This window comes from Sediminibacillus albus, from assembly GCF_900101125.1.
Classification (GTDB): domain Bacteria; phylum Bacillota; class Bacilli; order Bacillales; family Amphibacillaceae; genus Sediminibacillus; species Sediminibacillus albus.
Map to the genome: position 1 here is coordinate 996637 of NZ_FNFL01000001.1, position 18530 is coordinate 1015166.

Annotated in this window: 19 protein-coding genes and 1 riboswitch; of the genes, 11 read left to right on the plus strand and 8 right to left on the minus strand. The window is 41.1% G+C overall.

Going from position 1 to position 18530, the window contains the following annotated elements; genetic code table 11:
* Nucleotides 1-412: 412 nt before the first annotated feature.
* From BLR93_RS17935 to BLR93_RS05140, 4 genes are all read right to left on the minus strand, one after another.
* The gene (locus BLR93_RS17935) at nt 413-550 is read right to left on the minus strand and encodes a hypothetical protein (protein ID WP_175559248.1); all 138 of its coding nucleotides are present in this window, start codon (nt 548-550) and stop codon (nt 413-415) included.
* Nucleotides 551-637: 87 nt separating this feature from the next.
* A complete protein-coding gene (locus BLR93_RS05130) occupies nt 638-1474 on the minus strand; it encodes a DUF5667 domain-containing protein (protein WP_093211833.1) in 837 nt (278 codons plus the stop codon).
* 13 nt (nt 1475-1487) lie between these two features.
* Nucleotides 1488-1994 (minus strand): hypothetical protein, encoded by a 507-nt coding sequence (locus BLR93_RS18225; protein WP_093211835.1) that lies wholly within the window; start codon nt 1992-1994, stop codon nt 1488-1490.
* Between the two features lie 72 nt (nt 1995-2066).
* A riboswitch (cyclic di-GMP riboswitch) is annotated at nt 2067-2152 on the minus strand.
* Nucleotides 2153-2537: 385 nt separating this feature from the next.
* Nucleotides 2538-2741 carry a methyl-accepting chemotaxis protein gene (locus BLR93_RS05140; RefSeq protein WP_093211837.1) on the minus strand — a complete coding sequence of 68 codons (204 nt, stop codon included), beginning with the start codon at nt 2739-2741 and terminating at the stop codon, nt 2538-2540.
* Nucleotides 2742-2858: 117 nt separating this feature from the next.
* On the opposite strand from BLR93_RS05140, the gene BLR93_RS05145 reads away from it, so the two are divergent.
* The 4 genes from BLR93_RS05145 to BLR93_RS05160 all read left to right on the plus strand — a co-directional run bounded on the left by BLR93_RS05145 (nt 2859) and on the right by BLR93_RS05160 (nt 7673).
* The gene (locus BLR93_RS05145; protein WP_093211839.1) at nt 2859-4397 is read left to right on the plus strand and encodes a spore germination protein; all 1539 of its coding nucleotides are present in this window, start codon (nt 2859-2861) and stop codon (nt 4395-4397) included.
* Between the two features lie 2 nt (nt 4398-4399).
* Nucleotides 4400-5500, plus strand: a complete 1101-nt coding sequence (locus BLR93_RS05150; protein ID WP_139184388.1) for a GerAB/ArcD/ProY family transporter — start codon at nt 4400-4402, stop codon at nt 5498-5500.
* Nucleotides 5487-6638, plus strand: a complete 1152-nt coding sequence (locus BLR93_RS05155) for a Ger(x)C family spore germination protein (RefSeq protein WP_093211841.1) — start codon at nt 5487-5489, stop codon at nt 6636-6638. The genes BLR93_RS05150 and BLR93_RS05155 overlap by 14 nt, the downstream gene beginning before the upstream one ends.
* Before the next feature lie 813 nt (nt 6639-7451).
* The gene (locus BLR93_RS05160) at nt 7452-7673 is read left to right on the plus strand and encodes a hypothetical protein (RefSeq protein WP_093211843.1); all 222 of its coding nucleotides are present in this window, start codon (nt 7452-7454) and stop codon (nt 7671-7673) included.
* Nucleotides 7674-7697: 24 nt separating this feature from the next.
* On the opposite strand, the gene BLR93_RS05165 is transcribed toward BLR93_RS05160, so the two are convergent.
* Nucleotides 7698-8501, minus strand: a complete 804-nt coding sequence (locus tag BLR93_RS05165; protein ID WP_093211845.1) for an SIR2 family NAD-dependent protein deacylase — start codon at nt 8499-8501, stop codon at nt 7698-7700.
* Nucleotides 8502-8709: 208 nt separating this feature from the next.
* Between BLR93_RS05165 and BLR93_RS05170 the strand changes: the two genes are divergently transcribed.
* The 5 genes from BLR93_RS05170 (at nt 8710) to qoxD (ending at nt 14133) form a co-directional block, all read left to right on the plus strand.
* Complete coding sequence (locus tag BLR93_RS05170; RefSeq protein ID WP_093211847.1) at nt 8710-9492, plus strand: PAS domain S-box protein; 783 nt, start codon at nt 8710-8712, stop codon at nt 9490-9492.
* Nucleotides 9493-10291: 799 nt separating this feature from the next.
* The gene (gene qoxA, locus BLR93_RS05175; RefSeq protein WP_093211849.1) at nt 10292-11221 is read left to right on the plus strand and encodes a cytochrome aa3 quinol oxidase subunit II; all 930 of its coding nucleotides are present in this window, start codon (nt 10292-10294) and stop codon (nt 11219-11221) included.
* A gap of 86 nt (nt 11222-11307) precedes the next feature.
* The gene (gene qoxB, locus BLR93_RS05180; protein WP_093211851.1) at nt 11308-13257 is read left to right on the plus strand and encodes a cytochrome aa3 quinol oxidase subunit I; all 1950 of its coding nucleotides are present in this window, start codon (nt 11308-11310) and stop codon (nt 13255-13257) included.
* The gene (qoxC, locus tag BLR93_RS05185; RefSeq protein ID WP_093211853.1) at nt 13254-13850 is read left to right on the plus strand and encodes a cytochrome aa3 quinol oxidase subunit III; all 597 of its coding nucleotides are present in this window, start codon (nt 13254-13256) and stop codon (nt 13848-13850) included. Before qoxB ends, qoxC begins: the two co-directional genes overlap by 4 nt.
* A gap of 1 nt (nt 13851) precedes the next feature.
* Nucleotides 13852-14133 (plus strand): cytochrome aa3 quinol oxidase subunit IV, encoded by a 282-nt coding sequence (gene qoxD / locus BLR93_RS05190; RefSeq protein ID WP_093211855.1) that lies wholly within the window; start codon nt 13852-13854, stop codon nt 14131-14133.
* A 23-nt stretch (nt 14134-14156) separates the two neighbouring features.
* Here the strand turns inward: qoxD and BLR93_RS05195 are convergent, their stop codons facing one another.
* Nucleotides 14157-14405 carry a hypothetical protein gene (locus tag BLR93_RS05195; RefSeq protein WP_093211857.1) on the minus strand — a complete coding sequence of 83 codons (249 nt, stop codon included), beginning with the start codon at nt 14403-14405 and terminating at the stop codon, nt 14157-14159.
* A gap of 374 nt (nt 14406-14779) precedes the next feature.
* Nucleotides 14780-15256, minus strand: a complete 477-nt coding sequence (locus BLR93_RS05200) for a hypothetical protein (protein WP_093211859.1) — start codon at nt 15254-15256, stop codon at nt 14780-14782.
* 227 nt (nt 15257-15483) lie between these two features.
* On the opposite strand from BLR93_RS05200, the gene BLR93_RS05205 reads away from it, so the two are divergent.
* Both BLR93_RS05205 and BLR93_RS05210 read left to right on the plus strand, forming a co-directional pair.
* Complete coding sequence (locus BLR93_RS05205) at nt 15484-16215, plus strand: DUF421 domain-containing protein (RefSeq protein ID WP_217629272.1); 732 nt, start codon at nt 15484-15486, stop codon at nt 16213-16215.
* A gap of 17 nt (nt 16216-16232) precedes the next feature.
* Nucleotides 16233-16598 carry a DUF4363 family protein gene (locus tag BLR93_RS05210; protein ID WP_093211861.1) on the plus strand — a complete coding sequence of 122 codons (366 nt, stop codon included), beginning with the start codon at nt 16233-16235 and terminating at the stop codon, nt 16596-16598.
* A 25-nt stretch (nt 16599-16623) separates the two neighbouring features.
* Here the strand turns inward: BLR93_RS05210 and BLR93_RS05215 are convergent, their stop codons facing one another.
* Entirely contained in the window at nt 16624-18117 is a 1494-nt protein-coding gene (locus BLR93_RS05215) for an esterase/lipase family protein (RefSeq protein WP_093211863.1), read from the minus strand.
* Nucleotides 18118-18530: the final 413 nt, after the last annotated feature.

An 18530-nucleotide genomic window follows, 5' to 3' on the forward strand; every position in this document is an offset into this window, starting at 1 on the left:
TTCCGCGGGCGGCTGGTGAGCCTCCTCGAGCTTTCGCTCTGCAGGGTCTCACCGAGGCCTTTCCTCCCGCAGGAGTCTCCGTGAATTTCCTCCTCTGAAAGTCTGTGTATTATTTTCAACCAACAGCCGTATCAGTGCAGGCGCCCGCAGAAACTGGCTCCTTTATTTTCAAGGAGGGTGAAGCCGTGCCCATGTAAAGCGAAGTATGCTGCCGGCACCTAACCTAGAAAGAGAGTTGTCACTGTGTCCTCAGGTTAAATTAAGCATTAGCAAAGAAAAATCGAACGACTCGAATCCTAAGGATTTCGAATCATCGTTCGATTTTTGCTTTGCCCACTATACTTTTGTCCCCATTCTTTTATGAACAGTTTTCCTCTATTCTGCGGTAGCCTTTAAGATTATTCACAAATTTTTAACCCGGAAAAGCCTCTTTATTAAACTTGGCTTTTTTGGCTGCGATTGATTGATAGCGAAGAATGTCTTTTGCAGACTGATTAGCCGTTACATATTGGAATGCGCCATTGCTATCCATCGAAATCATAAACACCATATCAGGCATCCTGTTAAAGATAATATCATTTAATTTAGTGATTATAAAAAACCCCCGCTCCTAGCGGGGGGGGGGGGGAATGGCCATTTATTGTTCGTCTTGGTCTTCATCTTGGTCTTCGTCTTGGTCTTCATCTTGGTCTTCGTCTTCGTCTTGGTCTTCATCTTCGTTTGAATTATTTCCGGCTTTTCTCTCTGCTTTCTCCCGGGCTTTTTCAGCCTTTTCTGCTGCTTCCTCCTGGGCTTTTTCAGCTTTTTCTGCTGCTTTCTCCTGAGCCTTTTCAGCTTTTTCTACTGCTTTCTCCTGAGCCTTTTCAGCTTTTTCTGCTGCTTTCTCCTGAACCTTTTCAGCTTTTTCTGCTGCTTTCTCTTCCTCTGTTTTTTCTAGCTCTTCCTCGTTTTCATCTTCGTCCTTCTCCTCATCAACCTGTTCTTCTTCACCTGCTGCTTTTGCTTTACTGCGGTTTTCCAGCGCTTTGCGAATTCCTGATTTGGCTTGCTCAGGAAGGTCTTCTCGTTCCAATAATGCAGTTAATTGTGCAGCACGCTTTTGTTCATTTTCAGCCACTTTGGTTTCGATTTCTTTTGCCACAGATGAGTCCGCGTCTTCGGCTTTAATTTCCGCTAGAGCCTTTTCTACTTCCTCAATATGTTTCTGATAATCTTCCAGTAATTTTTCAACAAGGTCACTATCACCATTTTCTGCAGCAAGTAATGCTTCTTGAATCCGTTCTTCTGAAAATTGGTCCTGTAGTAACGCTTTATCACTAGTATCCTCTGTTAACTCATACTCAGCCTCTTCCATCAGTCTAGTAGTTTCGTATAGCTCTGAATCCGGGTTAACTACTAGTGACTCCTCAGCCGCTGCGTGGCCTGCAAAAATAAACCCAAGCCCTAAAAACAATGTAAATACTTTCTTTAACATATAACCCAACTCCTTATGATTTATTTAACTTGACGTTGTCGATAAATTGCGTAATCTCTTGTTCTGCCAGCTCATATTTAGAAACTGGTGTCATGAAAGTGAAAATGTACGTATAGTCTGCTTTCTTTTTAAAAATTATGTCTGTACGAATGCTGCTTTTCAAAGATGATTCAAAGGATAGCTTATCTTTTTCATCTTTGATGATTTCCACTTTACCTGAGCTTGCTTTTAACTCAGTCTTTAATTGTTCAAATGTCTTTTTCGTATCAAAAGAAGTAATGATTGCCTTTATATCCCCATTCTTGAAAGTAGTATGGAGATTATCCTTCATAGATTCTTCCTCAAGCTCCCAGCCCGCTGAATCAGGCACCAAAATGCCATATTCACTGTTCTTAAAAAGAGCTTCTGGCTCGTCGTTTTGCCCGGCAGCCTGCTGTTTGCTCTCTGCTTGACCACAAGCTGATAATAACAACACTATGCCAATCAATAATAAACGTAACAGATGCTTTCCATGCTTCATATTCCTCTTGCCCCCCCTTTCAAAAAGGCAACACAAAAACACATCCGTTTACATGGATGTGTTTACCAGGTAACCGGCAACTGGCTGGCCTAGATTTATTATCCTTAGCCCCTCTAGCTTTGCGTCCCTAACTTTCATTAGGTTTGCCCTTATACTAATTACAAAATATATTAAGACTATAGCACCACATTTTCATATAGGTACTCTATCTTATTATCGGCAATTTTTATAATTTATGAAATCACTAGGACGTCATAAGTAAATATACCGTTGAAAACAGCAATTTTTATGATAGGCGAATTACACAGACCAAAAACGCTTCTCCATTTTTTGGGGTGGGTATAAGCAATATTGAAAAAGAGCATAAAACTAAGGCTGCCGAAATTACCGGCTGCCTTAAAAATGTATTAAGTATTTCCTTCCTTACTATCTTCCACCTTAAATTCTTTTACTATTTCAAATAGTCCATCACTGGATTGGTTCCATTCTTCTGCTGATTCAGCAAGAGATTGTAAAGCGTTTGTTTGTTCATCGATCGTAACATTAATTCCTCATTTGCTGCACTTCATTTGTCGATGCAGCTGTTTGCTCAGTAAGCTTTCTTGCTTCATCGGCAACTACTGCAAAACCTTTGCCGTGTTCTCCTGCCCTGGCTGCTTCAATCCTAGCATTCAAGGGATGCAGGTTTGTTTGTTCAGACGCTATCGTAAGCGCTGAGTCATCTGCGTGACGATGTAAGGTATTCATTTGTTCGAATCCTTTTTCATTAACATTTGATTATAGGAAAAGAAAATCGGTGCGTATCGTATGAATTCTTGATAATCGAGCAGAATAGAGGACACTAACGCCAAAAGGATTGGATAGATGATGTGGAAAAAAAGGAACCGAAAAAAAGACGCCATCAGTAATTTTGTCAGCAAATTTACGACACAGGACACCCCCATTTCCACAAAAACCAAAAAAAACTTTGAGATTCTGTCAACTGCCTATTTAGCAAACAATGATGATTTAATTTTATTATCGATTAATCAGCAATTTGGCGCTGCTTACATAGAAACCATAGTCAACGATAAAAAAATAAAGCAAATACTTGATTATTTAAGAAAGACTTCTAGTAATCAAGGTCAGGACCAACTGGAACACTTGCCATTTCACCATTCAAAAGAGACTCGTTTTGAAAACATTGTGCAAGCTCTAACAAGGGGCAGCTGTGTTCTTTTTATCAACCATCAGAAAGAAGCTATTGTCATCGATATACAGGATATTAAAGAACGGGCACTGGAAGAACCGGCGGCAGAGGCCACCATCAAAGGACCGAGAGAAGGATTTAACGAAAACTTCAAGACTAATATTTCACTCATCCGAAAAAGAATATTTAATCACCATCTCAAGGTTGAAAAAAGAAAAATTGGGACAGTCTCCCAAACAGATGTAGTGATGTTATATCTGGATGGGGTTGCCAGCGAGGAAATTGTCAGTGAAGTAAAAAAACGACTAAGCCGGATAGAGGTCGATGCCGTCCAGTCAAGCAACCAAATTCAATCGTTTATCAAAGACCATTCCTATGCGATTGTCCCCTTAGTTGGGTCGAGTGAGCGGCCGGATAAAATTGCGGCCAACATTATGGAAGGAAAAATCGCCATTATCGTTGATGGGACTCCTTTTGTGTTGTATGGACCGATTAGTATGTTCTCGCTGCTGCAGGCACCAGACGATTATTATGATTCCATGTATATCGCCACCCTACTCAGAATGGTCAGATTTGGCGCTTTGTTCGCATCTTTATTGCTGCCCAGCCTGTACATCGCCTTGACTACCTTTCACCAGGAAATGATACCAACAGCTCTCGCATTAAGCATTGCCGCCGGCAGGGAAGCCGTACCGTTTCCCGCCTTGATTGAAACATTATTTATTGAAATCATCTTTGAGTTTTTACGCGAGGCAGGTTTACGTCTTCCAAAAGCAATCGGGAATACCATCAGTATCGTTGGTGCGCTTGTAATCGGCGATGCCGCGGTCAGGGCAGGATTTGTCAGCCCGTTCGTGATCATTATTGTGTCGATCACCGCAATCTCATCTTTTATAATTCCTAACTATAGTTTGGGGGTTTCATTTCGGATTCTCCGGTTTGCCTTTATCTTCTTAGCAGCAACGTTCGGTTTTTTTGGTATGGTTTGGGGGCTGCTTGTACTTTACTTGTATTTGACCAGCCTGCGCTCATTCGGCTATCCATATTTGGCGCCGCATGCTCCGCTCTTCCCGAAAGGATTAAAGGATACGATTTTCCGTTTTCCGCTATTCCAGCAGGCTCGATACCCTAAGTTCACAGTCGACCAGCCATCGCTCAAACGATTTCCTGCCAAGCCTAACCCTGGCAAAAAAAACCGTGAAAAGGACGATTGATATTGCGAATAACCCATGGCCAGATGACAGCTTTAGTCATGCTAGTATTGCTCGTGCAAATCTACGCTTATGCTCCTGCTTACATGGCAGAGCATACCCACCAGAGTTTATGGATTCCATTACTATTATCGATTGCATTATCAGCCATTGTAGGCTGGACGATGCTGATTGTTTCTGAGCATTACCCAAATGAAAGCTTCGTGTCTGTTTTACATAAAGTAATTGGAAAGTTTCTTGGAAATATTGTGGCCGGATTATACTTTATTTACTTTTTTATTCTATTTATTATTCATTCGCAAATGATTGTCACTACCTTTAAAACATTATTTTTACCAAGAACTCCTATGTCTGCAATTCTGCTGCTAGTATTAATTCTAGCTTTATATTGTTCCTTTTTGGGAATCGAGGTGCTGGCACGGGCTAGCAACATGGTTTTAATACTACTACTCGCTACTATATTATTATTAATTTTCTCAGTCATCCCGGAAATCGATCCATCCTACTATAAACCAATATTTCCACAAAGCTCGGATGGTTTATTATATAGTACTCTGATTTCCTTCTCTAACTATGGACAGATTGTTTTACTATCTACTATCTTTCCGTTCGTTAACCACCAAAAAGAAAAGCGGAAACGCAGCAAGGTTTTTGGCGGGATTTTATTCTCCTGTTTCTTAACGAGTATGGTATTGGTTGTGGAAATCGGTGTATTTTCTCCCTTTGAACTGCAACGGTTGCAATATCCGACAGTTGAATTAATCACGCTTATTCAAATAGGTGAATTTATGGAAAGAATGGAGATTTTTTTAGTAACAATCTGGGCAGGTGCCATGTTATTAGTAATTGGTATTTTTTTCACCGTATCCTGTTTAACAATGACACATATGCTAAAGAAACCGAAGGAGTCCAAAGCACTTAATATCTTACTAATTATGATAGGGTTTGCAAGTATTCTACAGTTCGTGCCTGATACAACTAATTTAATCACATTTATTTATGGACAGTGGGTCTACTTGTCTTTAATCTTTCATGCCGTACTACCAGTATTAATTGGTTTATTCTTTTTTATCAGGATAAAGGTGATGAAACATGGTAAAAGTTAATAAAATGCCTCTAGTGATCTTCTGTTTATTTATTCTTACAGGCTGCTGGGATAGAAATGAAATATCCGATATTAATTTTGTCATGGGCATGGCTATTGATACGACCGATGAAGATAAACTTAGAGTTACCTTTCAATGGGCGCTTCCGACTCAGTTTTCGACAGAAGGAGCCAAAGGAGCTGGGAGCCAGGAAAATACCGATTTTTCGATAGAAGCTGACTCCCTGACTCGGGCAATGTCTATGCTAACTGAAATTTCCCCCCGCACGCCGGTATATTCCCATATGGAATTAATTGTGCTTGGAGAAGAGGTTGTCCAAAAGGAAATGGAGAATGTTATCAATGTTATTGACCGGGAGTTTGAAGTGAGAAGAACAGTCAATATTGTAACAGCCAAGGGCAAAGGCGAAGATATATTAAGATCAAAAACACCTTTTGAAACCGTTCAGTCTACCGGCATTCAAAAAATTATCACGATGTCCAACCAATCATCAACATTTCGTGACGTTAATTTAAATGACCTGTTTATCCATGTAGCGGATCCGGATTCGCTGGCGTACACCCCTGTAGTAGAGACAGTCGCCCAAAGTGGTTTGGAGCCAACAGAAACAGGCGGACAAAACTCCTGGATTCAAGTGGACAGGGTCATCTTTTTCGACAAATTTAAAAAACAGCTCGAACTTTCCGCTGAAGAGTCAAAGGCCTGGATGTATGTGCTAGGAAAAGTGGAAGACCGGACCGTAATGGAAATACCAACAGATAAGGGAATGTTAGTAACTAGTAGCGTATCCCAAAAAAGCAAGCCAACTATCGAGATGAACGGCGACCAGCCCTCCGTGAAATACACGATTACAGAGAAAACTTCTATTATGGATAAACCTATAGATATGACGAAATCAGAGATGGAGAAGGCCATAGAGGCTTATCTTAGCGAAAAAGTAACGGAAACCATCAAAAAGATGCAGGAAGAAAACCATGATATTTTTTTTCTTAGAAAAGCCATTCGCCAGCAATATCCACAACAATGGAAAAAAATAAGAAAAAACTGGCCGGAAACTTATGCTAGTATCCAATTCGAGGTACATACAAAAGTAACCATTGAACATCAAAATGCTTTAAGAAAGGATAAAATTGAATAAAAGATAAAATTAGAGGTTGGCACAAAAGTAAAGTGGCTAAAACAAAAATCGAACGATGATTCGAAATCTCTAACATTCGAACTGTTCGACTATCCTTTCTAACCTGCGGACACAGTGACAACTCTATTTCTTCCTTCTAACAAGGATGGGTTCTTAAGCTTGCGCCGGCAGCATACTTCGCTTTCCGCAGGCACGGCTTCAATGTTTTTCAGAAGTGAAAACTGCTTCTTCCCGGGGGCCCCAGACTCTCGCTGTCCCTACTGTAGTCTATGTGTTCTGCCTGCGCCGATAGGGCTGTTCTCACTACCTTGCATGACGACCGCTGCGGAAATACACTGCGCTTTCCGCGGGCGGCTAGCTTGCACTCTGCGGGGTCGCACCGAGGCCTTTTCTTCCGCAGAATTCTCCCTGTATTTCCTCCTCTGAAAGCCTGCGTAATTTTTTCAATATTACACAAATGCTTCTGATTTACTTGATATCGCACAGTATTAGCGCTTATCCGGTTAAAACCACCTACTGTTACAGCGCATTTTATCCATTACGTAATCAGTCGAATGCTTAGAGATGGCTTTTAAAACTTTATATACTGTCATCGTTCGGTTTTTACGAGGGAATTTATGTTATGGCCCAGCCCCTTTTATCTATGAAAGCTATACAACCAGCGGTGCAAGGCAGGGATTGTTCGGACAGAATGGCACCATATACTGATACAAAACCTGTTTTTTACATAAGTTTTCATAAGGAACAGGTTGTTTTTATGCCCTTTTTTGCATATAATAAGAACAAATGTTCGATGAAGGAAGGGATGATAACATGGTTGGATTGCTTTATCGTTCGCTTGAAAGCGAGAAGGCTGTAGAAATGATTTATCTCGCCAGCGGCGGCTCTATTTCTCAAAGAGCCATTAAGGTACTTGCCATTTATGAAGATCGGATTGTTGCTTATTGTTTTACCCGGAAAGAAATCAGAACATTTAAAACCGGGAACATTTTATCATTAGCGCCAGTGAAAAACACCAAAAAACAAGAGGCATAGACGACGAGGGAGACTTCATAGTGGTTACTTCCCAGCACCAGTTTTTCTCACCATTTCATTCTCTGCACTTAATTGGCTATGGAGGTAGCGGATGAACTCTTCTCCTGAATTGTTAATTAGCTCAATATTTTTCTTTTCCAGATGGGTTATTTTCAACTCTGATATTTCTGGTGATACTAAATAGGATGTTTTCTGCTTTTTTTCTAAATATTTTAAAACGTTACTGATTAGAAAATCATTATTCTCGTCAGCAAAACTGTAACCAACGAACACAATCGATTTTTCGGCGACCAATTTTTTTATATTTTTCCATAACCGCTGTTTATTTCTATGGTAATTTTTCCGGTAATCCCTACTGGAAACCAGCATACTCTCTGGATTGCGGACATCTCCGTGGATTTTATACAGCTTAACCCGCTTCCCGGCGGAGTCATCAAGATTCGAGTCATCAGTAATTGCTCCTATTTCATCTCTGTAGGCTATTTCAAATAACCGGTCATAATTCGTAGTAATAATGGTATCGATTTGTGGTATTTCGCTAAGTAGTTTGTGATAGAGGATAGAAGCTGGCTCTTTGTCTATTAATTTTTTTAGAACCTCTGTGATTTCCTCCCGTGACCCGTTGCGCAGCCGTATAAATTCCTCGAATACTTCCGGTAGATTTATTATCTGTTTCAAATTGGATCGTTCTTCTCGGTTACATAAAGTAAGCAATTCTTCCTTTATTTCTTTGACAGAAGGCATTCCAGCGTATAATGAAAACCCCGCTCCCGTCCATAATATAACTTCATTCGCTTTCATTTTTTCTAATAAATTTTCCAATGGCATAACTAATCCCCCTGTTCCCCTTGCTTGTCTAAAGGATAAAGGCAATCAATGTCTTATTCCGATTTAACGCTCGCTAGAAATATTAGTAAATTACCCTTATATTGGTGAATCATTCACAATAAGGCAGCAGCAATTTATTAAGAAAGGTTGTGTTTTCTGGTACCAAAGTAGTATGATTATACTTTACTATCCGGCAGGAGGGAATATAATGGCAAAAGTAGAACATACCCCAAATGAAGGAAGTCTTACTGTTATTGACCAAGAACAAATGTATAGACAAATTGTGGAATATTCATTTGAAACGACTGTGATTCATTCTAATCATGAAGTATTATATATAAACCAATCAGGTGCAGATTTTTTAAAAGCACCAAAGGAAGAAATCATTGGTTCGAATATTGTTGAAGTGTTTACCGAAGATTATCGTGACCTTATAGTGGAGAGGATACGTCAAGGAGAAACAGAGAATCAGGTAGGCGAGTTGATGGAAACGACCATTTATAAACTTGATGGCTCGATTGTTGAAGTTGAGCTTTACTGCCACCCAGTGATTTTCGGCAGTACTAACGCTATTCAATCGATCATTCGGGATATCACTCCTCGAAAGGAATCAGAAAGAAAACTAAAGAAACTAAAGGGAGAAGTAGCGACTCCGTTAGTTCCTGTGTATGAAGGAATTGCTGTCCTGCCCTTAGTTGGTGACATTGATGAAGAGCGAACAAAACAGCTGTTAGATCTTGTCCCTCGGAAAGTGCAAGGACAAGACCTCGAATATTTAATTATCGATGTTTCCGGAATTTACAATATCAACGAATATATTATTGAATTTCTCTACAGCATCAATTCGATTACAAAATTATTTGGTGTCTCATTAATTTTTACTGGCCTCAGACCTGAAATCGCTAAAAAGATGACAGACACTTACGAACATGTAAAGTCACTAAGAACGATGGCAACTGTAAAACAGGCACTAAGTATATTAACTGCTTAATTACTCTCAATGCCTTCTATTTTCCACTTATCATAGGGTACTCCAGCCGTATAAAATGCTGCGGACCAACGCTGAACACAATAGATAATGTCTATCCATGACTCATAAAACCTAAGAGTTGACCTGTAAAATTAGGTACAACTCTATTTTTGTGAAAGCAAGGATTTTACACAGCTTTTTCACTTAATAGTCACACAAATATACGAACCTAAAATGGAGATTAAAACAGATATTCCTGCCAGTATTACGACTGTCCGGTTCCCACCTAACCAACCATTCAACATCTTGCATAAGAGCACTCGAGTGAAATTCCATGTTGACTTCTGGCCTGATTATCGAGCATACCAGCATTCCCTCTCCCCTATACCAGTTATTTACTTCGCACTAGTGGAGTGATTTTCACCGGATGAGGATCGACTCCTGTCCAAAGTCGATTAACTCCGCATAAGTGGAGCGATTTTACGGAAAAGTAGAGCGGCTTTCGCCCAAAGTAGATCAACTTCGCACACATGTAGAGCGACTTCCATCCAAAGTAGATTAACCCGGGCAAGCAGAACGGCTCCCCGCACATACGATGCAACACTTGTTCATAGCAGAGAATCAACCGCCAGTTCACTAGTTTACTGGGATTCATGAACATTCAGTGACAGAAATCACATCTATTTGTTGAACCTTTTGTGACAAACTTCACATTTAATTGTTTTTTTGGATAGAGCGTAATAAGATAATAAAATGAATAGATTATGTACCGCTTTAGCTCTATACAACTGCTAATAAATCCAGGAAAGGGGTACCCTTCATGAAAATAAAAGCAACATGGTTATTATTCATTTTCGCGGCAATTACATTGTTGACCGGCTGTGAGCCGTTAATGGTCCTGAATCCTAAGGGTCCGCAGGCTCAAACACAAGCAGATGTCATCCTATTATCGATTGCTATTATGTCGTTTATTGTGATTGTCGTGTTTGCCATTTTAATTTATATGTTAGTAAAATATCGTGCGTCCAAACAAGCCGACGACTATGAACCGCCCCACATTGAAGGACATCCAGTCGTGGAAGGTATCATTGTCGGTATTCCGATTTTAATTGTCATCGTTCTTTCAGTCATTTCGGTACGAAGCAACTATCTCGTAGAAGCGACTCCAGAGGGATATGAAGATGAGGAGCCTTTAGTTGTTTATGCCCAGTCATCTAACTGGAAGTGGCATTTCAGCTATCCGGAAGAAGGGATTGAGACAGTCAATTATTTATACATCCCGACAGACAGAGCACTTGAATTCAAGCTCTATTCCTCCGGACCGATCACCAGCTTCTGGATTCCACAGCTTGGCGGACAGAAGTATGCGATGTCTGATATGGTAACTACCCTTCACTTGGCTGCAGAGGCTCCTGGTGAGTATATGGGTAGAAATGCTAACTTCAGTGGTGAAGGTTTCGCAGAAAACACATTCAATGTAAACGCAGTGACACCTGACGAATTTGATGAATGGGTCGATGAAGTGAAAGAAACTGCTGATCCAATAACGGAAGAAAAATACCAAGAGCTGCTGGAGCCGGGCCATCTTGGCCAATTAACATTTTCCAGTACCCATTTAGAATTTTCCCCGCCTCCTGAAGGTGAACATGGCGGGCATAACCATGGGAACAGCCCAAATGAAAAAGATATGGATATGCATGGAGAAAGTGATGGTCATAAACATTCAGATGAAGAATCGCACCATCACTAAGCTCAATAATTAGCGGTGGGATTCCTGCCGCTAGTCGAAGTTTCGCTTTATAATCCGAGAGATTTGCTGAAAGGAGAAACAAAAGGATGGACTTTTTTGATAGATTTGCCATACCACATCCAAGCCCGGTAATATACGCAGCGATGGTCGCCATTACGCTAACTGTAATTGCCATAGTCGCAGGCATCACCTATACGAAAAAATGGGGTTACCTGTGGCGCGAATGGTTAACAACTGTCGACCATAAGCGGATTGGAATGATGTACCTTGTCTCTGCCTTGCTGATGCTGTTTAGAGGTGGAGCAGATGCCATCATGATGCGTGCGCAAACGGCTTTGCCGGAAAACACGCTGCTAGATTCACAGCATTATAATGAAATATTCACCACTCACGGGGTAGTTATGATCATCTTCATGGCAATGGCTTTTATTATGGCCTTAATGAACTTCGTCGTTCCGCTGCAAATTGGCGCTCGTGACGTAGCTTTCCCGCGATTAAATGCCTTAAGCTTCTGGCTGTATTTCTGGGGAGCAATGTTATTCAACATTTCCTTTGTTATCGGTGGTTCTCCAGATGCTGGATGGACTTCCTATTTTCCACTGGCAGGAAACGAATTCAGCCAGTCGGTGGGTACAAACTATTATATGATTGCTATTCAAATAGCCGGTCTAGGTACATTAATTACTGGAATTAATTTTATCGTTACAATTCTTAAAATGAGAGCCCCTGGCATGACCCTGATGAAAATGCCGATGTTTACCTGGTCTGCATTGATTACTAACTTGATCATTGCCTTCGCTTTCCCGGTATTAACTGTGGCGCTTGCTATGGGAACCATGGACCGGCTGTTCGGCACAAACTTCTTTACTACGACTAACGGCGGAATGGATATGCTTTGGGCCAACCTTTTCTGGGTATGGGGCCATCCAGAGGTTTATATCTTAATATTACCCGCATTTGGTATTTACAGTGAAATTATTCCGACATTCGCACGGCGAAACTTGTATGGATATAAATCGATGGTTGCCTCGATTGTTTTAATCTCGGTACTCTCCTTTGTCGTGTGGGTTCACCATTTCTTTACCATGGGACAGGGAGCAATGGTTAACAGTATCTTCTCCATTACTACGATGGCAATTGCAATTCCGACTGGGATTAAAATATTTAACTGGCTGTTTACATTATGGAAAGGAAAAATTACTATTACCGTTCCAATGCTTTACTCCATTGGTTTTATTCCAATCTTTACGATTGGCGGTGTAACTGGTGTAATGCTCGGAATGTCAGCTGCTGACTATCAATACCATAACACGATGTTCTTAGTTGCCCACTTCCACTTAGTAATCATTCCTGGAGTAGTGTTTGCTATGCTTGCCGGACTTACCTATTGGTGGCCAAAAATGTTCGGATTTATGCTTAATGAACGGATAGGAAAATGGGCATTCTGGTTTATATCGATTGGTACATGTGTCGCCTTCTTCCCAATGTTTATCTCGGGGCTTGATGGTCAGGCACGTCGGATGTACACCTATTCGGAAGCAACTGGCTTCGGCATTTGGAACATGCTTTCCTTCGCTGGCGCATTAATGCTTGCTGCAGGTTTTGTGTTAATCGTCTATAACATTTATTACAGTACTCGCTATGCATCAAGAGATATTAGTTCAGACCCATGGGATGCACGTTCTCTTGAATGGGCGACACACACACCGGTGCCGGATTATAACTTTGCGATTACGCCGCAGGTTGATTCCAGTGAAGCTTTCTGGGATTCAAAGAAAAACGGCCATACCTTATATAAAGGTAAGTATAAAGAAATTCACATGCCGAGTAACAGTGGTGTTCCCTTTATCATGAGTGCCATCTTCTTTGTATTTGGGTTTGCCATGGTATTCAGTATATGGATTCTTGCAATTGTGGCACTGCTCGGCATCTTTGCCTGCTTAATACACCGTTCCTTTGAACAGGATCACGGATACCATATACCGGTAGAAGAAATAAAAGAAACAGAAGAAACACTGGGAGGTGCGAAGCAATGAAGACTGATCACACTCAGCCTCTCGAATACAGCACAGAACAGAATAACTTAAATATCCTGGGCTTCTGGATTTTTTTAGGGGCAGAAATCATGTTGTTCGGCACCCTGTTTGCCTCTTACTTCACGCTAGTAGATCGTACTGGGGGCGGCCCGTCTGGAGCTGAGATTTTTGAAATTACTCCAGTCATGTTCGAGACCTTCCTGCTGTTGACCAGTAGTTTTACGATTGGACTCGGCGTACATGCGATGCGCTTACTAAACAAGAAAGCAACGTTGGTTTTCTTCGGGATTACTCTGCTCCTTGGTTTGGCATTTTTAGGTTTTGAAGTGTTTGAATTCTTCACCTATGTAGAGGAAGGTGCAGCACTGCAAACGAGTGCCTTTACCTCTATTCTGCTAACCACATTGGGAACACATGGAGCGCACGTAACATTCGGTTTGTTTTGGGGAATAGCCATTATGATGCAAATCAAGCAACGGGGCTTGACTCCTGAAACAGCCAATAAATCATTCATTTTCTCGCTCTACTGGCATTTCTTAGACGTTGTTTGGATTTTCATTTTCAGCTTCGTCTACTTGAAAGGAATGATGTAATATGAAAGAATTATTCCCGCGAAAACAAGTAATGGGCTTTGTTTTCTCCTTAGTCCTGACGATCGTTGCTCTGTCGGTATATTTCCTGAACATGTCATTCGCTGTTGGTATGACTGTACTGCTCGTCACTGCCTTTATCCAGGCGGGACTACAGCTAATTGTGTTCATGCATGCTGGGGAATCAGAGGATAAAGGAAGTATCTATATCAATATATTTTACGGGGTCATTGTAGCTTTGCTTACCGTCTTTGGTACGCTATTAGCCATGATCTGGGGTTATTAAAAAATGAGCGCCTTTTAAGGCGCTCATTTTTTTTGCATAGTCGGAACTATTTGTTTATGATGCGCGATTTTCTCCAAAGTTTCTTCTGTTGCAACAAAAAACACGCCCATTAGAAAGATAAACACAGCACCCATGACAGTTCCTATACCAATTGGAGTTAAAATACTGGGACCGCTTGCAAAGAAACCGAACATAAACATCATAATTCCTGCTGTAAGAACGATACCGCCTGTATATTTCGTCGCATTGAGTATTTGAGCTTTAGTTACCATAGCGCTTCATCCTCCTTTAATCTTATCTATATTATCCACCTTGTTCACAATTTTGTCAAAACATTGTTACAGTTTTGTGTACTTTTTCTCTCTTCTTACTATTTCCGGTTCTGGAGGGATTGAAACGTACGGATGGCGATTACCATGATGCTGTTTGTGCGAGTTAATATTACGCTAACAGATAAAGCAATCCGGGAGGTTTTGACGATTAGAAGTGATATAATACGAGGTCCTCTTGATTCAGCTTCAGTCTTCTTCCTAATTGGATACCTGACATTTGTCCAGTATCCTCACTTTTTCCTCCGTGAAATAATACTCATTAGGGCTAACCCCTACTGAAGAAGTAAGGGTTAGCACTCTTTTCATTTTTGCAGTTATTTCAACTGATTGGCTAACGAATCTTGTTGTCCTTGCTGCTGACTCATTTGGTTTTGCTGGCCTTGGGATTGTCCCTGCTGTTGTTGATTCATTTTGGATAATTGTTGTTGTGCTTGTCCAAGCGATTGGTTAATTTGGTTAAGAGCCTGGTTTGACTGTACATGCTGCAACCCTTGATTCAAGGTTTGGATTGCTTGTTGAATGGATTGCTGAAGTTGTTGGTCAGTCTGTTGTAATTGCTGTTGAGTTTGCCCGCTGAATTGCTGGATTTGTTCCAACAATTGATTTTGCAGTCCTTCTGTTTGCTGCTGGCTCAACCCTTGCTGCTGGCCTTGGCTCTGTTGTTGATTATTCAACTGTGATACAGAGCGTTCTAATTTACTCAACTGGCTTTTAAATGATCCTAATTCCTCGGCAACCTCAGCATCTGCTGCTCTTTTTGCCCTCGACTCAACCACTTTCTTTTCATCCATTCGATCATTCCTCCTTGAATTTTGTGGTGAAACAATAGTTATAGTTCTACAAAGCGGGCAATTAGATACCCCAAAAAAAATGCCGGTTTTCCCCAAATTTCTCCTTTTATTTCATTAGATTATTTAGCGCTTCGCAGAAAAAAACGAACGGATAAGACAGCTGGTTTTTACTAGGAATTGGATTAATGGCAACAATAAGAAAGGATAAACTGCATGGGAGGCCTACTATGATTGACGAAACAATTGTTGTCATTGTCCGAGTTGTTATTTCTTTTTTTACCTTATTAATTTTTACGAGGCTGCTTGGCAAACAGGAAGTCGGGCAATTAACTTTTTTTGATTATATTAATGGAATAACAATTGGTTCGATTGCAGCAACGTTAGCCACCGATTTGTCAGCAAGAGCCTGGACTCATTGGGTCGGCCTAGTCGGATATGCATTACTAACTGGATTATTGCAATATATCACGATTAAAAACCGTTATTTGGGAAAGGTATTAGACGGAGAGCCAACTGTCGTCATAGAGGATGGTAAAATATTAGAGAAAAATTTAAACCAAATGCGCGTTAAAATCGGGGAATTAATGACATTGCTGCGCGCTCAAAAAGTATTCGATATAACCCAGGTGGAGTACGCCATTTTCGAGATAAACGGGGAACTCTCTGTAAAACAAAAAGCCGAGTACCTTCCGGTTACCCGGAAGGATTTACAAATCCCATCCGCCTCGAGCGGTCTTGCCACTGAGGTTATCCAGGACGGCATTGTCATTGAACAAAACCTTCAACAAAGGAAAAAAGATAAAGCCTGGCTGCGCCAACAGCTGCAGGCAAATGGGATAGAAAAAGAAAAACAAGTCGCTTATGCACTGATACTGCCTAATGGAAAATTATATGTAGACAAATTTGATGACCAAATAGGCAAGGAAGCTGATATGAGCGATTATGAAGGACCTTATTAATCGTAGAGGTGACAGTGATGAAAAAATTTTCATTGCACGCTATTCCCCTGCTAACACTGGTTTTTTTTATCGCCATCATGCACAGCGGGATTGTATTAAAAAACCCAATGGGAACGGAGGACCGCCTTTATCAGTCTGTCAATAAATTAGAGGAGAACGTAAAAGACAAAGATTGGTCCAGCGCGAAAAAAGAAGTCCGTTATATCGAAAATGCTTGGAAAAAGGTCGTCAGACGGATTCAATTTAGTGTGGAAAGGGAATATCTTTTGGAAATAAGCGGTACGATTTCCCGGATCAAAGGGGGAATTGAAGCGCAAGACGACCAAGCAGTGTTAGAAGAAATATATTATTATTATGGACAATGGCATAGTTTGGCTACTTAATCCACCAGGCCACAGAATGTGGTTTCTAATATGCCTCTCCATCCTCATTGACATACAGTGACTTTATAATGGTTCGTTGGAATTTCTCGCCAGCTTTCTTTCCCTCCACTTCCATTGTCATGTTATAAATCCCTTCACCAAGCTTTGGAAGTTTATATCCGGAGTTTTGATCACCATCTATCTTCACTTTTCCTTTTTTCCATTTACCATTCTTATAAAATTCAATCGTTGCATTCGTTTTTACTTGTAATTGCTTGTTTTTATGATGCAGCTTTACATCTTTGCCTGAAACATCTAACGTAAGCTCTTCATTAAGAGGGCTATCAATGGTCACATTCAACAAATAGCTTTGCTTCCGGCTGGACACTGCTTCTAACGACCATTTTCCGCCCTCTGGCATTGGGATCGTTACCGTATGATGATATGCCCCGGCAAAGTATTCCGTTAAATCAGGCTCCACTGTAAAAGAATCATATTGCTTATCAGAGCCATTCTCCAGACGAAGCTTTGGCGTTTTTATATCACTAATCCAATCGACGGTCATTTCTTTGGCCCCGTTTTCTATATAAAAGGATTCCGTGTGCCTGCCGATAAATTCCCCGCCTCGAATATAGGCGGCAGATGACACAGCGTCAGGAGTAGCCGTTGCCTGTGTACTTTGCGCTGAAGTTGTTGATGAGGTAATTCCGTTTTCAAATAGATAATTTTCGAAAAGGCTAAAAGTAGCTGATCCTTCTTTAATAGTCGAGTGCGTCCATTCACCGACACTTATTTCGGTCCCGGATGGGAGTCTTGAGCTAGCCACCGTCACTGCTCCATCGTTCGGACCATAGCTGCTCAAGTAGAGGCTTCCCCAGTATAAAGAACTGCCAAAGCTCCCCCTTTTTGTTCCGCCCAGCGTATAAAAAGGGACGGCATTTACAAGCGCATGACTATCTGTCGTTGACCGAAAGTAATCCATGTACCCTGTTTGCAATGAATAGGTAGCATCACTTTGACTTCCGAGAATGCCGGCCAGCCATCCTGCCCAGCTGCTGTAAGCCAGGTCAGCTAATTCGGATCCATGGTGCGGTGTTGACAACGTAATTACTTTTTCTACATAAGGATAAGCTCCGTAATGTACCAGGGCTGCCTGGGCATCTATTCCGCCCTTGCTGTGGGCAATGACTACTACTTTCTTGCCAAAATGCTGAAACATCTCTTCTATTTTTGCCGCCAGAAGGGCACCGTTATCCCACATATCGTAGGAAGGATATAAATCGATAAATGCTGTTTCATAGCCAGCCTGAAATGATGTGTCATACATATCATTTTCTTCCCACCATGTATAAGAGGAACTGTTAAGCCCATGGACAAACAGGATCGGGAAATTTTCCGGAAGAACATTGGCGGGAGTCGTTCCCACGTACCATTCACCTGGATTTCCCGGCGGATCATCTTTTCCAAAAGACCCCGCAGCAATCACCGATGGGAGTAAAAAAAGAAACAAGAAACTAGTCACAAGTACTTTTTTGAGCATTCCGCCACTCCTTTTGGATTACTTTTTTTAAACAAAAAGCATTCAAAAAGAGTATACAAATCAAATATAAAGATAGAACAAAATCAATGTAAAAAAAGTAAAGCAACTTACAACGGAACCCTGCAAAGCCGAACGATAACAGCATAGGAAGTTTTAAAAGGCCATCTTCAAGCATTCGATTGATGAAAAAATTATTATAAATGGCAATCTAACAGTAGTATCAGATAAGCATTCGTACTGCGCTGCGGAAATACACTACGCTTTCCGCGGGCGGCTGGTGAGCCTCCTCGAGCCTGTGTTCTGCGGGGTCTCACCGAGGCCTTCCCTCCCGCAGGAGTCTCCGTGGATTTCCTCCACTGAAAGTCTGTGTACTGTTTTCAACCAACAGCCCTATCATCGTAGCCAAAAATGGC